Consider the following 14,992-nt stretch of genomic DNA (forward strand, 5'->3'; position numbering starts at 1 on the left):
GATTATATTAGCCATTTATTAACAATCTGAGTAGCCTTTTAGGCTGCTTTTTTTGATTGAAAAAAAGAAATAAAAAATGGTTGACAATGAAACTGATAATCATTATCATTTAGTTATAGAGAGAAGCTACTCTCTGTTCCCCAACCCCTCTATCAGATCAAGATCCAAAAAACTTGGCGCTACCCCCGCCAAGTTTTTTTTGTGCTTTTCATCTTTGCCTCATGCATAGGACAGCCCAATCCTTCCATACATCTTAAGTGATGACAGTTAGACGGTAGGAGGGAACGTCATGATCAAACGTGACAAGCGGCTGCTGATTGATTTGCCAAGACCAGATCACCCAGATGCAAATGGTGCTGCTGCTGTGCAAGAATTACTCGGCGGAAAATTCGGTGAAATGTCCACATTAAATAATTACATGTTTCAATCCTTTAACTTTCGAGGAAAACGAAAACTCAAACCGTTTTATGACCTCGTATCCAGCATTACGGCTGAAGAATTCGGTCATGTAGAACTTGTGACCACAGCTGTGAATCTCATGATTACAGGGACCACCCATGGCGGAGATCCAGATACGACACCGATGAAAGCGGCTGTCGATAAACGAAATACACAGCATTTTATTCAAACGGCTCAAACAGGCTATCCGTTTGATTCCATGGCAAAACCTTGGACCGGGGAGAATGTGTTCTCAAGCGGAAACCTGATTCTTGACCTCCTTCATAATTTCTTCCTAGAATGCGGAGCACGTACGCACAAAATGCGCGTATATGAAATGACAGATCATCCTACAGCAAGAGAGATGATCGGTTATTTACTCGTCAGGGGCGGAGTGCATGTTGTGGCATATGCAAAGGCGCTTGAGGTAGCCACAGGTGTAGATGTAGGAAAGATGCTGCCAATCCCAAACCTCGACAACAAATACTTTGATTCAGCGAGGAAATTTGAAGATCAAAATGTTCATACAAAGCTGTATACATTTAGTGATACGGATTACAAGGACATTAATAAGATTTGGAAAGGCAGTCATCCGATTGATGGAAAACCGCTCACAGTGATTGAGGGCACCCCGCAAGGAGCACCTGTGCCAGATTATAGAGAATTACCGGAAGAGTTTGCCCCAGGCATTTCCAAAGAGGATTTTGACGAAATTGCCAAACGTCTGATGAGATCTGCGGGTTTATAAAAACATGGTGCATGAGATTAGAAAAAAGACTCAAACTAAAAAAACAGATTCTTTTTCTTTTTTTGAATTCAAGAGGAAAAATATCATCTGAGAACACTTTATGGTATGATGCTTTGTAGGACTTGTGTATAATCAATACGGGTTCATCTTGAGTTGTTTTTTTGAAAGGAGTCTTTTTTTAGAATGTCACAATTAATGGGTATCATTACAAGGCTGCAAAGTCTTCAAGAGACAGCAGAAGCTGCAAACGAACCGGCACAGCGTTATTTCGAAGTGAACGGTGAGAAAATCTGTAGTGTTAAGTATTTCGAAAAGAATCAAACGTTTGAATTGACTGTTTTTCAACAAGGGGATAAGCCAAATACTTTCCCATTTGACAACATTGATATGATTTCGATTGAGATTTTTGAGCTTTTACAATCCTAAGCTGAATCGTATGAAATGTTTTTTCTAAGGATTCCTTCGTTTATTTGCGGCAATATACATGTGTCATGATTGGCGCAGTGTACAAATGGAAGATGATCATTCAGCGCATATTTCGGATAAGAGACCATTAAAAAGGAGTTCCTTTCTGTGAGTGATTCTTTTTACTACAATCTTTCTGAAGATCATTTAGCGTTTTCTGATGTCGTCATGAGAATGAAAGACTTTATTCGAAAAGACCCTAGATCCGCCTATGTGTTATCAATTGGTACGGACTCTCAGGTCAATCAAAATGTCACAAGATTTATGACTGCAATTCATCTCCACCGGATTGGCAAAGGGGCTTGGGGCTGCCTCACGCAACAAGTGATCAGCAGACCTGTGCAAAGCCTTAGAGAAAAAATTTCATTAGAGACAGCGTTTAGCCAAAAGGTATGTGCAGACATCCTTGAGGGGCCTTTAACAGAACTGATGGATTTGCTTCTTCCGTTTGCTGAGGAAGGGGCAGACCTCCGTTTTGAAGCCCATCTGGATATTGGCAAAAAAGGAAGTACAAAAGATCTGATCCAGGAAATGACCGGAATGATCACAGCTATGGGAATTGAAGCTAAAATAAAACCCGACTCATACGCAGCATTTTGCTATGCCAATCGATACACAAAATAAATTCCGTCATTTTTCTCCAAACCTTGTCGAAACGTGCGGTTGACGATTCGATTCTAGTTCCTTATTCTAGCTGTATAGAGAGGAAGCAGACATTCAAAAGCCTGCTAATCAATATAAAAGCATATATGAAACAGGGGGCCTGATGTTGGATGAGCGTCATCGAAAATCGTTTTAATGAAGAAGAGAAAAAGCTATTATTAAACGTATTGCTGAATCAGGAATATGCTGTCGAATTACTAAGCAGTGAGATCAATGATATAGAATGTGGAACAAAAAATGTCGATGACAATACGTATAAGCAGTTGATCACATTGTATGACAGAGTAAGGTTTGAGAATTAATATTGATTGAACATTCTATTAGATACTCGGGAGCTGAGTATCTTTTTTATGCAGAAAAAATCTTTCGACAAATTTCGTTTTAGTTTATGCTTAATGGTAAAGGGGAATGTATGATTGATGATTGAGAGAAAAGGGGTCGAAGAAACATGATAGAGATAGAACCAACTCAATTGCTTGAGTCAACAGTAGCCGAGCATATGATTGATGCAGATAAAGTGGCACATGTTCAAATTGGAAATAACCTTGAGCATGCTCTATTGGTCCTTACAAAAACAGGATATACAGCCATCCCGGTATTAGATCCTTCTTATCACCTGCATGGGTTAATTGGAACGAATATGATCATGGATAAGATCTTTGGTTTAGAACGAATTGAATTCGAAAAGCTGGACCAACTGAAGGTAGAAGAGGTTATGCTTACTGATATCCCAAGGCTTAAAACGACGGATCCTGTGCTAAAAGGCGTTCACGCTGTAACGAATAATGGATTTGTTTGTGTCGTAAATGAGGAGCAAGTCTTTGAAGGAATATTTACACGACGTGTTGTATTAAAGCGCTTAAATGAAGTGATTCATGCCGCGAAAAAATGAGCTGAAACCCAGCTTATTTTTTTTGCCTTCATAAGCTATAATTTATATAATGACCATATGGAATAAGAAAAACTTATAGAGAGAAAGGGGACGCCCATGCAGCTTCAGGAGTTACATATGCTTGTTGTGCTAAGTGAAGAATTGAATATGAGAAAGGCTTCGGAGCGGCTCTTTGTCTCTCAGCCTGCTTTATCCCAAAGATTGCAGACGATTGAAAAAGAGTGGGGAACCAAAATTTTTTTTCGTTCTCAGAAAGGGCTCACCGTGACTTCGGCAGGTGAACAGATCATTCAATTTGCAAAAGAGGTGACGGTAGAGCAAGATCGAGTGAGAGAGAGAATCGATGAACTTGAAGGGGAAATTCACGGTACACTAAAGCTTGCGGTTGCATCCATTATTGGACAGCACTGGCTGCCGAAAGTGTTAAAGCGGTATGTCGAAAAGTACCCAAATGCGAAGGTATCACTTGTGACCGGCTGGAGTAGTGAAATGCTCAAAAGCTTATACGAGGACCACGTGCACATTGGGATCATTCGCGGAAACCCTGATTGGAAGGGAACAAAGGAATATTTGATGACAGATCATTTATATTTAGTCGATTCCGTTATCAAAGACGTGGACGAGTTAATCGAGACAGAACGCCCGTTTATTCAATTTAAAAGCGACAGCACGTATTATCAGGAAATCCAGCACTGGTGGCATCAAAAATTCAAAGTGTCTCCAAAGCAGACGATTCTAGTGGACCAGATTGAGACGTGTAAACAAATGGCCTACCACGGCATCGGCTACGCCATTTTGCCTTCGGTCACCTTATACGACCACGAAAAAAGTGTTCATAAAACACCGCTTGTTGACGTGAATGGAGAGCAAATCGGACGTGACACATGGCTGCTAGGCTATGAAGCTTCTTTTCAATTAAAACAAGTGCAAGCATTTGTTGGTGTGGTCAAAGAAATGCTTGAAAGTGATGCGGTGTAAGTACCTTCTTGGAAGAGGAAGGTGCTTTTTTAGGTGAATGATCATTTACTTATTGCACGCATATCAAAGCAACAGATAGATGGAGCGAATCATAGAGGAGACTTCGATCTTATGAAAAACAATCAATTAATCAAAATGAACAAACCAGAATGGGGAGATCATTTGCGCGTGAGGTGGCGTGAACGTTTTGCTAGTCATCTTTCAATGAAAGAACAAAACGAGATATCAATAGATGATTTTTTATGGCATTTATGCAGTTTTGGAATGGTTACATGCCTTGAAAATGCTGAAGCGATAGACGCATTTCTTCAACAATCAAAGGATAAGTGTACTGTTTTTTATCAATTTGTTGACGAGGCGTATCTTTTCGAAAATGCCAGCTCTCTTTTAATCAATGATTTACCATATCAATCTAATCATATGGATTATAACGATATGTATGTGATGGATTGGAATGAAAAATGGACATTTGTGATGACGCATGAAACGGATTATGGTCCATATTTTATTCAAATAGATGAAACGAACGAATGAGAAACCGATGATCTCTTCGATATGAAAAACCCGCCTTCCAATTGGAATGAGCGGGTTTTTCATTGGGTTATCGTATTGATTGGTCAAAGCTTTTTTATGAAATCATTTGACAATGAAAATCATTATCATTTAAAGTGTACATATAATAATTGAAAATGATTATCATTTAGATGGGGTGACCGATAGATGAAAGCACTAATTACATTTGCGAGTATGTCTGGTAATACAGAAGATATGGCAGCAATCATAAAGCAAACACTAGAAGGAAAAGGGATCGATACAGAGATGTTGGAATTTGATGATACAAGCGCAGAGGACCTTTCTTCATACGATTATGTGTTCATCGGTTCTTATACATGGGGTGATGGTGATTTACCTTATGAAGCTGAGGACTTTTATGAAGAGGTCTCTACGCTTGAACTAAGTGACATCAAAGCAGCTGTGTTCGGATCTGGAGATTACAGCTATCCGAAGTTTTGTGAGGCTGTCCATACATTTCATGACATGCTCAAATCAACCGGTGCATCTGTATTTCCTGAAACATTGAAAATGGAGCTTGCGCCTGATACCGATGAGGATGTGGCATGCTGTCAGGAATTTGCCACGAGTTTCTTAACGTGGGCGGCGTTATCTGAGAAACGAGTTGAAAATCATGTTTCATAAAGGAGCGACAGCTGTTGCTGCATCTAAAAACGGTGGATACTTTGTCGCTGTAAAACGTGAAGGTATTTTTCACTACAGTGAGGAGCGCGGGTGGCAGCAACTGTTTAAGCTCAAGCATAAAATTCATGCCATCAGCTATATTGGACCTTATTTATTCGGTGTTGGTGAAAATGGCACAGTGATTAGATCAGGAGATGAAGGCCATACATGGGCGCTATCATCATTTCCAACAAATGCAGTCGTTTGGTCTATTACAGGACGCAAAGATGGGTTTGTGTGTGCACATGGAAAACATAGTATTTATGTGTCAAATGATTTCGGGATTTCCTGGGAAATTATGAAGCCATTTGCTCATGTGAACCACCCGCCTGTCATTCGTTCCTTATGTGCTGCAGGTGATCACCTTTATATTGGAACACAGATTCATGATGTTCACGGAGGAATATGGGTGTATGACTTGGAGAGTGAACAGGTTTTCCTCCTAAACAGAGAGGAGCACCGGATGACAGCTTCTATGCTGCTCTGTCAGGAGCATCTGCTTGTTTGCGCATTGGGATCAAAAAAAGGCAAAAAGGGATCTGTTCAAATTTTAGATTTACATACCAATATGCTGCATGATATTCAATCACAAGCCTTTGCTAGAGAGGAATCATTTTTGGATGTGTCAGAGGATAATGGCATTGTGTATGTGACGACTTCACAAGACGAACACGGGTTTTCTAAAGTGTATCAGCTTGATATTGAGCAAAAAGAGCTCAAATGGTTTGATACGATCAAAGGACACGGTTTTCGTGTAGCCAATCAAAATGAAAACTTTTTCTGTGCTGGTTTATATGAGAGCAAGTTTGTAAGACCATATGAGGAGCCGGCATTGATTCATTGATAAGGAGGAAGAAAAAGTGACAGAAAAGGTTTTACTCGTGTATGCCACGATGTCTGGGAATACAGAAGCGATGGCAGATCTAATTGAAAAAGGAATAACAGAAGCAGGAGCCAGGGTGGACCGTCATGAAGCGATGGATATTGATGCAGAGCTTCTCAATGATTACACGCACATTATGTTAGGTGCGTACACATGGGGAGATGGTGACCTTCCTGATGATTTTATTGATTTATATGAAGAAATGGAAGAGCTTGATTTAACGGGAAAAGCATTTGCTGTATTCGGTTCCGGGGATACATCTTATGAGCATTTTTGCGGAGCTGTTGACCTGATCGAAGAAAAAGTGAAGGAACTTGGCGGTGACATTGTCCTGCCATCCGTCAAGATCGAGCTAAATCCAGAAGGAGAAGAAGAAGAGAAATTGATTTCTTTTGGCAAACAATTTGTTCATCTTCACCAGCAGGAAGCGGGGTAATCAGTCCCGCTTGTTTTATTTTCCATTGAAGAGTCAACTCTTTCACTTGTCATTAAAACTCTCCTTTGGTACAGTAATGAAGTATAAATTAAGAGGAGGACATACATACATGAAACAAATGGACGCTAATGAAATTATTTCATTTATTCAAAATAGTACAAAATCAACACCTGTCAAAGTCTACATCAAAGGTGATTTAGAAGGTATTGAGTTTGGTGAACATGCAAAAACGTTCATCACAGGAAACACCGGAGTTGTTTTCGGTGAGTGGAGCGACATTCAAGAAGCGCTAGAAACGAACAAAGACAAAATTGAAGATGTTGTCGTGGAAAATGACCGCCGCAACTCTGCAATCCCGATGTTAGATTTAAAGAACATTAAAGCGCGTATTGAGCCAGGTGCGATCATTCGTGACCAAGTTGAAATCGGTGATAATGCAGTCATCATGATGGGGGCTTCTATTAATATCGGCTCTGTGATCGGCGAAGGTACGATGATTGATATGAACGTGGTGCTTGGCGGCCGTGCGACAGTAGGTAAGAACTGTCATATCGGTGCTGGATCTGTTCTTGCAGGTGTCATTGAGCCACCATCTGCTAAACCAGTTGTCGTAGAAGATGATGTTGTCATCGGTGCGAACGCTGTAGTTCTAGAAGGTGTAACAATTGGTAAAGGTGCAGTCGTAGCTGCTGGTGCGATCGTTGTGAACGATGTAGAGCCTTACACAGTTGTAGCAGGTACACCTGCAAAGAAAATCAAAGACATTGATGAAAAAACAAAAGGTAAAACAGAAATTAAACAAGAACTGCGTCAGCTTTAATTCATACAATTCGCAGCTGAAGACATAGACGTGGATGATATATCCACGTCTTATTCGTATAGAGAAAGGAAGCGAGTTCACTTGTTAAATCGTGAGCAATTGATATCCATTCGAAGAGATTTACATCAAATCCCTGAGCTTGGTTTTAAGGAATTCAAAACACAAGCGTATCTCATCAAGCATCTTGGTTCTTATTCAAAAGATCGAGTTGAGATAGAAACATGGCGAACTGGACTTTTTGTCAAAGTAAAGGGAACAAATCCTGAGCGCGTATTTGCGTATCGTGCAGATATGGACGGTCTGTCAATTCCTGAGGACACAGGGTATCCATTTCAATCAGTACATGAAGGGAAGATGCATGCGTGTGGACATGACCTTCATATGACCATCGCACTTGGGATCATTGATCATTTCGTTCATGAGCCAATCAAAGAAGATCTATTATTTATGTTCCAACCGGCAGAAGAAGGTCCAGGCGGAGCTGAACCGATGCTTACAAGTGATGTGCTGAAAAAGTGGACGCCAGATTTTATTACAGCACTGCATATTGCACCTGAATATCCTGTCGGAACGATAGCCACAAAGCCAGGGCTGCTTTTTGCCAATACGAGTGAGCTTGTGATAGATCTTGAAGGAAAAGGCGGACACGCTGCTTACCCTCATTTAGCGAATGATATGGTTGTGGCAGCGAGCGCACTTGTAGGTCAGCTGCAATCGGTTATCTCTCGTAATGTCGATCCTCTTGATAGTGCGGTCATTACGATTGGCACGATTACCGGGGGAACGGCTCAAAATATCATTGCGCAGCATGCAAAGCTTGATGGCACCATTCGTACACTTTCACCAGAATCTATGGAAAAAGTGAGAAAGCGAATTGAAGCACTAGCAAAAGGGATTGAAATTGGCTACGAATGCAAGGCAACCGTGCGATACCCTTCATCTTATTACGAAGTGGATAATTCAAAGGAACTGACAGAGGAATTTATGTCATATGTCGCCGGAGAAGGGCTTGCGAATGTGATTGAATGCAGAGAAGCCATGACAGGAGAAGATTTTGGCTACATGCTGAAAAAATACCCTGGATTCATGTTTTGGTTAGGGGTCGATTCAGAATATGGCCTGCATCATGCAAAACTTATGCCTGATGAAAAAGCGATAGAAACCGCAGTAAACGTTATGACGGCTTATTTCAAAAAGCAAGCAGGTGAATGAATAATCAAGCTACCTCCTGTACACCTTATGAACAGGAGGTGTTCTTGATTATGACAAGAATTGGTGTAGAACCATCTTTATCCGATGTAGAAGAACTACTGAAGCAAAAAGGGTATGACGTCGTACGTATTCAAAATGAACAGCAAATGGATCAGTGTGACTGCTATGTAGTCACAGGGCTAGATTCAAATGTTCTTGGCATTTCAGACACAACGACAAAGGCATCTGTGATTACCGCGTCTGGTATGACGGCTGATGAAATTTGTCAAGAAGTAGAACAGCGTGTTCAATAAAACAAACAAGAAAAAGAACCGGTAGATGATCATCCCGGTTCTTTTTGCTCTTTTTCTATATCGAGTACTTCTTTCATTTTTTTGCGCAAGATTCGTTCTACCCGCCATTGCTCCATTGTTTCGGTTTTTGCAATGATGCGCAGTACAAGGGAAGAGGATCCAAACGCCTCCACGCCGACAACTTGAGGGCCTTCGATAATTTGAGGAATGTCTTTTCGTACCTCATCACACGCAGCTTGAAGGGCTGTGATCATTTGATCCACATTCTCTTCTGGAGATAGCTCGATATCAACTAGTGCCTGCATAGTCCCTCTTGAATGATTGCTCACGTTCAATATGCTTCGATTTGGAATAAAATGAAGGGTGCCGTCAAAGCTTCGAAGCTGCGTGGTTCTAAGTCCAATTTGTTCTACGATCCCATCAAAGCCAGCAACTGTTATGTATTCTCCCACATCGAATTGTTTCTCTAATAATATAAAGAATCCTGTCACAATATCACTCACTAGTCCTTGAGCGCCAAAACCGATTGCAAGCCCCACAACGCCTGCGCCAGCTAGCAAAGCGGTCGGGTTATAATGAAATAAGTCGAGGATCATGACAACTAAAATAAAAATCAATATGTAGGCGAAAATATTTAGCGTGAGACTTTGCAGCGTCTGAGCTCTTGATAAAGAGACGTCATGCCTTTCAGAGAAAGTGGAATAGGCACGCTTAATCATCTTATTTCCGATGGCTCTGATGATAAAATAAATCACAAAAATAGCGATTAGTTTTAGCAAAATCATACTGCTATTGAGGATAATGGAAACCCAATCTATTTGTTCAAATGCTTTCATGATCTTCAAAACCTTTCTATGTATGCTCTAATAGAGAAGCTAATCATTTGTTCCCTTCTGCAAGACATGTTAAACTTTTGTTAAGTGAAGCAAGAGATTGTGACAAATCGTTAATTAAATTTATTATTAATTAATATTGACTAAAAACCGCTTAAGTATTATAATTGTAATTGTGAAGTTATTAACTAAATGAGAATTTCAACTTTTGATTCTCATTTTATATACAGCTTAGAAGTCTGTATAAAGATATTATTTTTGGAGGGATTTACATATGGCAGAGCGTTTTGTAGGAAAACAAGCTCCACGTTTTGAAATGGAAGCAGTACTTGCTAACAAGGAATTTGGTAAAGTAAGTTTAGAAGAAAACATGAAGAATGACAAATGGACAGTTCTTTTCTTCTATCCGATGGATTTCACATTTGTTTGCCCAACTGAAATTACAGCAATGAGCGATCGTTATGATGAGTTCGAAGATTTAGATGCTGAAATCATTGGTGTATCTACTGATACAATCCATACGCATCTTGCTTGGATCAACACAGACCGTAAAGACAATGGTCTAGGCGAATTGAAATATCCGCTAGCTGCTGACACAAACCACACAGTATCTAGAGAATACGGCGTTTTAATTGAAGAAGAAGGAATTGCACTTCGCGGTCTATTCATTATCAACCCAGAAGGCGAACTTCAATATCAAACAGTATTCCACAACAATATCGGTCGTGATGTAGATGAGACATTACGTGTTCTTCAAGCATTACAAACTGGTGGACTTTGCCCAGCGAACTGGAAGCCTGGTCAAAAAACACTTTAATTGATAGCTGAAGAAACAGGAGGGTCTAACTGATGTTAGACCTTTTTGTTTCGACACATACAATGGATGGAGGCGCTTCATAATGAAATTACGTCAACCAATGCCAGAACTAACTGGTGCAAAAGAATGGTTAAATGGAGAAGTAACAAAAGAAGATCTAATTGGTGACAAACCAACATTGATTCATTTCTGGTCAGTCAGCTGTCATCTTTGTAAAGAGGCAATGCCTCAAGTCAATCAATTCCGTGATGAATACAAGGATCAACTAAACGTGATAGCCGTTCATATGCCGCGATCAGAGGATGACCTAGATCTGGATAAGATCAAGGAAGTTGCGAAAGAGCATGAAATCACGCAGCCAATTTTTGTGGATAGTGATCATAAGTTAACAGAAGCCTTTGAAAATGAATATGTACCAGCATATTATGTATTTGATAAAACAGGTGCTCTGCGCCACTTCCAAGCTGGCGGAAGTGGAATGAAAATGCTTGAGAAACGTGTCAATCGAGTGCTTTCTGAGTCTGAAAAGGCTGCAGAATAGGCTTCCCCCCATAAATGGGGGTTTTTTCATGGACAAAAATAGGCGACCTATTGCACGGAATGGACTGCGCCTTCCTAAGAAAAGAGAAATTGAGGGAGTTTATTAAAAAATATTCCTGAAACAAAAAGACCTAAAGACCTATTTACATTTTTGTTTTGAAATGAAAATGTAAAGATTTTAACTTTTTACTATTCAGAACATTTTTGCACAAAAGAAATTTCAGTTTGGTAAATAACGATGTAAATCAAGTAGTATAAGTGTTTATTCAAATTTTTTACAATATTTTAAGGTTTGTCAAAAGCCTTTAGTGGCAATGAAATGGATGCCGATTGTTCCTCTTTGGCAAAATTTTAGTTGAAAATACCTATCTGATAACAAACTGTAAAATGATAAAAAAATAGTTGATAAAATTAGTTTTCTAATCTAATATTTACTATAGAATATTTTTTATATGATGAGGGGGAAATCCATTGTTTAATGAGAGGGAAGCGTTACGATTACGATTGGAACAATTAAACGAAGCAGAAGTAAAGGTCATCCGTGAATATCAAATTGAGCGAGATACGATTTATGCAAAATTAAGAGAATTAGACCGTCATGGAACAGGTCTAGTGTCAGATACAAAAAAAGAAGTGCGTACAGAAAGAAAAACGGATTCACTGCCTGTATTAGCTGAACTGGCTGCACAAGAAATGAGAAGCTACCAGCCGCCTGCACAATCACAATCAAATGCTGTATCAACTTTAGGAACAGGACAGCTAAACGGTGCTCCTGTAGGTATTCCTGAAGGATCTACAAGACGCAGAAGAGGCACAGCTCGCCCTGGTTCAAAGGCAGCTAAGCTTCGTGAAGCTGCGATTAAAACGTTAAAGCGTCATAATGCAGCGATTAAAAGCTCTGAACTTCAAAAAGAAATTGAAAAAGAGAGCGGTCTTGAAATTCCAAATATGACAACGTTTATGCAAAGCTTAATTAAAATGTATCCTGAAGTGAAAAAGCCATATCGCGGACAGTATATTTTAGAAGGCGATATTCAAACAGAAGACGAATAAATAAAAAAGAAACTGCTGACGAAAAAAGCCAGCAGTTTTTTTATTGCGAGAATTACTTTTTTTGATCAACAGTATAGACAATTTTTCGTTCCTTTGACAGGTGATCACGCTGCTTTTTGAAGCCTTCAATCTTTACTGTCATGACATCTCCATTTTGCTGCACCGCATCGACTTGTGCTTGTAGCGTTTGAACTTGTTCATTCAACTTTTTCAAGATGGGTTCGATTTCTTCCGTTGTTTGCAGGAGGCTGTCTCGAGAGAATGGCTGTGAATTTGTTTGAGCTGACTGGTCAATATCAGCAAAATGAGATGCGATCCATTCCTCACTTTCGGCTAACTGCTTTTGATAGCTTGTGAGCGTTTCATAAAAAATCGCTTCCTTTGCTTTTTCAATTTGCAGTAATTTCTCTTGTGTTTCATAAAAACGCTCCTGCAGGTGTTTAACGCCTTCCTGTAATAGATTGAGCTCTGCGTTTTTATCACCTAATGTTTGCTGCAGTTTCTCAATCACAGCGGATAAAGTATTTCCTTTTTTCTCCTCTTTTGCAAGCCGTTTATCTTGATCTTGCACCCGTTCATTTAATTGTTGAGAGATTTCTTTATATTTGATGACTTTTAAATGCAGCCGGTGTTTTTCTTCCGTTTCTTTCCTTCTATGAAAGGTTTCTTTTTGGAGCATTTCATGAAGAAGAACTATTTTATGTAATAATTCAGATTTGCTGTAGGAAAGATCCTGTATTTTTGAGGCTGCATGATCTTGATCAATGGTCATTTCATCCAATTGTTGCTTTAATTGCGTGTAATCCTTTTTCATCTCGTGATATTCTTGAGTTAACTTCTTGTTTTTAGAATACGTATATGAGGACTGTAAATCAGAGATCATTTGTTGATATTTGGCTGTTTCCGCTTTTAAGTATAAATTCTCTTGAGATAGGTCATGGAATAGGGGAGAAGCATGGCGCCTGTTCATCGATAGACCCTCCTTATTCATGTTACCAATAAAGTATGCGAGATGAGAGTGATTAGAACAACCATATCAAAGGAGGGTGAGTGGATGGACATAGTCAATGTCATTTTAGCTGGAGGAGCATCCAGACGTTTTGGAGAGCCAAAGGCAAGTTATATGTATCAAGGAAAACCACTATATGAGCATGTGAAAAAGCAGCTTTTGAAAGGACAGATGGTCATCATCAGCCATCCATCACTTCTGACCTTTTTTAAAGAAAGAGGTGAACGAGATGTGTGGTTGGATGATGAACAGGTGCTCGGATGCGGGCCGCTTGCCGGCATGTATACAGCGATGCAAAAGCAAGAAGCAGCATGGTATTTAGTGACGGCATGTGACATGCCTTTCGTGCGGAGAGAGACCGCCGAAGCATTATCGTCCTATTGTGGCGAGCACGTAGATGCAATCATCCCGCTTGTTCAGGGCAGATTACAGCCTTTATTTGCACTTTATCATCGCCGCTGTCTGCCGTCCATTGATGCGTGTTTAAAAGAGAATCAATTAGCCATCAAAGAGTTACTTCAAAGGCTTAAGGTGCGTATCGTCTCAGAAGAGGAACTGAACGTAACACCAAATGAATTCCGAAATATCAATAAAAGAAGCGATTTACCTGAAAACGGTATGATATGATACATAAAAAATGGTGAGGAGAGAACAGCATTGAATGATCGATATTCAAGACAAATCTTGTTCCCTCCGGTTGGGGAAAAGGGTCAGCGTGCGCTTGCTGACAGTCATGTTCTAATTGTTGGAGCGGGTGCACTTGGAACGGCCTCTGCGGAAGGGCTTGTCCGGTCTGGGATCGGCACGTTGACGATTGTTGATCGTGATTATGTAGAATTTTCAAATTTACAGCGGCAGCAGCTGTATACAGAACATGACGCAAAGGCACATGTGCCAAAAGCAGCTGCGGCAAAAAAACGTCTCCTAGAGATCAATCATGAAGTGACCATACACGCCCTGATTGAAGATGCAGGGGTTGAGCTGTTAAGACCGTTATTTCACAGCGCAAATATTGTCATTGATGCGACGGATAATTTTGAGACGAGAATGGTCATGAATGATTTATCTCAGAAAACGAAGACGCCGTGGATATATGGTGCTTGTGTGAGCAGCCAGGGGATGTATATGACCATTTTACCAGATAAAACGCCGTGTTTATCGTGTGTCTTTACAGAACTGCCTGTTGGCGGTTTGACGTGTGATACAGCGGGGATTATTTCTCCAGCAGTTCAGATGGTTTCTGCTTATCAGCAAACAGAGGCGCTAAAGTATTTAACAGGACATGAAGATCAAATCGAACGGAAATTTGTCACATTTGATCTTTGGCAGGCGACATCGTTTAAAATGGATTTGTCTCTTACTAAGCAGAAGGACTGTCCATCTTGCGGCAAAGATAGAACCTATCCTTATTTACACGATCAGCGTAAAAAAACGACGATTCTTTGCGGGCGGGATACAGTCCAAGTTGTATCTAAGGATCTAGCTAATCTATCATTTCAGCATGTGAAAGAGCGGCTGTCATCCATTTGTGAGGTAGAAGTGAATGACTTCTTAATCCATGTCCGCTATGAATCTTATCGTATCGTCTTTTTCAAAGGTGGACGTGCATTAATCCATGGGACAAATGATGAAAAAGCAGCCAATTCATTACTAGCAAAACTGCTAGGGATATAGGA

Annotated in this window: 20 protein-coding genes; 18 read left to right on the top strand and 2 right to left on the bottom strand. The window is 40.1% G+C overall.

Annotated elements, in window-relative coordinates; all coding sequences use genetic code 11:
• Nucleotides 1–289 precede the first annotated feature (289 nt).
• From MHH41_RS06710 to MHH41_RS06770, 13 genes are all read left to right on the top strand, one after another.
• Nucleotides 290–1,186 carry a manganese catalase family protein gene (locus MHH41_RS06710; RefSeq protein WP_003210823.1) on the top strand — a complete coding sequence of 299 codons (897 nt, stop codon included), beginning with the start codon at nt 290–292 and terminating at the stop codon, nt 1,184–1,186.
• A gap of 183 nt (nt 1,187–1,369) precedes the next feature.
• A complete protein-coding gene (locus tag MHH41_RS06715; protein WP_003212254.1) occupies nt 1,370–1,612 on the top strand; it encodes a YkuJ family protein in 243 nt (80 codons plus the stop codon).
• A gap of 147 nt (nt 1,613–1,759) precedes the next feature.
• Nucleotides 1,760–2,275 carry a ribonuclease H-like YkuK family protein gene (locus MHH41_RS06720; protein ID WP_003212504.1) on the top strand — a complete coding sequence of 172 codons (516 nt, stop codon included), beginning with the start codon at nt 1,760–1,762 and terminating at the stop codon, nt 2,273–2,275.
• A 149-nt stretch (nt 2,276–2,424) separates the two neighbouring features.
• A complete protein-coding gene (abbA, locus tag MHH41_RS06725) occupies nt 2,425–2,616 on the top strand; it encodes an antirepressor AbbA (protein ID WP_003210802.1) in 192 nt (63 codons plus the stop codon).
• A gap of 146 nt (nt 2,617–2,762) precedes the next feature.
• The gene (cbpB, locus tag MHH41_RS06730; RefSeq protein WP_003210874.1) at nt 2,763–3,206 is read left to right on the top strand and encodes a cyclic-di-AMP-binding protein CbpB; all 444 of its coding nucleotides are present in this window, start codon (nt 2,763–2,765) and stop codon (nt 3,204–3,206) included.
• A gap of 96 nt (nt 3,207–3,302) precedes the next feature.
• Complete coding sequence (locus MHH41_RS06735) at nt 3,303–4,184, top strand: LysR family transcriptional regulator (protein WP_003211236.1); 882 nt, start codon at nt 3,303–3,305, stop codon at nt 4,182–4,184.
• 111 nt (nt 4,185–4,295) lie between these two features.
• Nucleotides 4,296–4,718, top strand: a complete 423-nt coding sequence (locus MHH41_RS06740; RefSeq protein ID WP_050945468.1) for a DUF4275 family protein — start codon at nt 4,296–4,298, stop codon at nt 4,716–4,718.
• A gap of 186 nt (nt 4,719–4,904) precedes the next feature.
• Nucleotides 4,905–5,381, top strand: coding sequence for a flavodoxin (locus tag MHH41_RS06745; protein ID WP_050945142.1), 477 nt, complete (start codon nt 4,905–4,907; stop codon nt 5,379–5,381).
• Nucleotides 5,371–6,264 carry a WD40/YVTN/BNR-like repeat-containing protein gene (locus MHH41_RS06750; protein WP_340865981.1) on the top strand — a complete coding sequence of 298 codons (894 nt, stop codon included), beginning with the start codon at nt 5,371–5,373 and terminating at the stop codon, nt 6,262–6,264. The genes MHH41_RS06745 and MHH41_RS06750 overlap by 11 nt, the downstream gene beginning before the upstream one ends.
• A 16-nt stretch (nt 6,265–6,280) precedes the next feature.
• Nucleotides 6,281–6,739, top strand: a complete 459-nt coding sequence (locus MHH41_RS06755; protein WP_212045815.1) for a flavodoxin — start codon at nt 6,281–6,283, stop codon at nt 6,737–6,739.
• 109 nt (nt 6,740–6,848) lie between these two features.
• Nucleotides 6,849–7,559, top strand: coding sequence for a 2,3,4,5-tetrahydropyridine-2,6-dicarboxylate N-acetyltransferase (gene dapD / locus MHH41_RS06760; RefSeq protein WP_003212204.1), 711 nt, complete (start codon nt 6,849–6,851; stop codon nt 7,557–7,559).
• Between the two features lie 81 nt (nt 7,560–7,640).
• A complete protein-coding gene (locus tag MHH41_RS06765; RefSeq protein ID WP_268458746.1) occupies nt 7,641–8,771 on the top strand; it encodes an N-acetyldiaminopimelate deacetylase in 1,131 nt (376 codons plus the stop codon).
• Between the two features lie 50 nt (nt 8,772–8,821).
• The gene (locus MHH41_RS06770; protein ID WP_003211408.1) at nt 8,822–9,064 is read left to right on the top strand and encodes a YkuS family protein; all 243 of its coding nucleotides are present in this window, start codon (nt 8,822–8,824) and stop codon (nt 9,062–9,064) included.
• 29 nt (nt 9,065–9,093) lie between these two features.
• On the opposite strand, the gene MHH41_RS06775 is transcribed toward MHH41_RS06770, so the two are convergent.
• Complete coding sequence (locus MHH41_RS06775; RefSeq protein WP_137054698.1) at nt 9,094–9,900, bottom strand: mechanosensitive ion channel family protein; 807 nt, start codon at nt 9,898–9,900, stop codon at nt 9,094–9,096.
• Nucleotides 9,901–10,171: 271 nt separating this feature from the next.
• On the opposite strand from MHH41_RS06775, the gene ahpA reads away from it, so the two are divergent.
• From ahpA to rok, 3 genes are all read left to right on the top strand, one after another.
• Nucleotides 10,172–10,714 (top strand): biofilm-specific peroxidase AhpA, encoded by a 543-nt coding sequence (gene ahpA, locus MHH41_RS06780; protein ID WP_003211758.1) that lies wholly within the window; start codon nt 10,172–10,174, stop codon nt 10,712–10,714.
• Between the two features lie 82 nt (nt 10,715–10,796).
• Nucleotides 10,797–11,255: a TlpA family protein disulfide reductase gene (locus MHH41_RS06785; RefSeq protein ID WP_003211884.1), complete on the top strand. Its 459-nt coding sequence runs from the start codon at nt 10,797–10,799 to the stop codon at nt 11,253–11,255.
• Nucleotides 11,256–11,725: 470 nt separating this feature from the next.
• Entirely contained in the window at nt 11,726–12,307 is a 582-nt protein-coding gene (gene rok / locus MHH41_RS06790) for a transcriptional regulator Rok (RefSeq protein ID WP_003210851.1), read from the top strand.
• 52 nt (nt 12,308–12,359) lie between these two features.
• On the opposite strand, the gene MHH41_RS06795 is transcribed toward rok, so the two are convergent.
• Nucleotides 12,360–13,277: a hypothetical protein gene (locus tag MHH41_RS06795; protein ID WP_050945137.1), complete on the bottom strand. Its 918-nt coding sequence runs from the start codon at nt 13,275–13,277 to the stop codon at nt 12,360–12,362.
• Between the two features lie 84 nt (nt 13,278–13,361).
• Between MHH41_RS06795 and MHH41_RS06800 the strand changes: the two genes are divergently transcribed.
• Nucleotides 13,362–13,943 (top strand): molybdenum cofactor guanylyltransferase, encoded by a 582-nt coding sequence (locus MHH41_RS06800; RefSeq protein WP_050945136.1) that lies wholly within the window; start codon nt 13,362–13,364, stop codon nt 13,941–13,943.
• Between the two features lie 30 nt (nt 13,944–13,973).
• Nucleotides 13,974–14,990, top strand: a complete 1,017-nt coding sequence (locus MHH41_RS06805) for a thiazole biosynthesis adenylyltransferase ThiF (protein WP_050945135.1) — start codon at nt 13,974–13,976, stop codon at nt 14,988–14,990.
• Nucleotides 14,991–14,992: the final 2 nt, after the last annotated feature.

The organism is Bacillus sp. FSL K6-1145, assembly GCF_038003425.1.
GTDB lineage: Bacteria > Bacillota > Bacilli > Bacillales > Bacillaceae > Bacillus > Bacillus pumilus.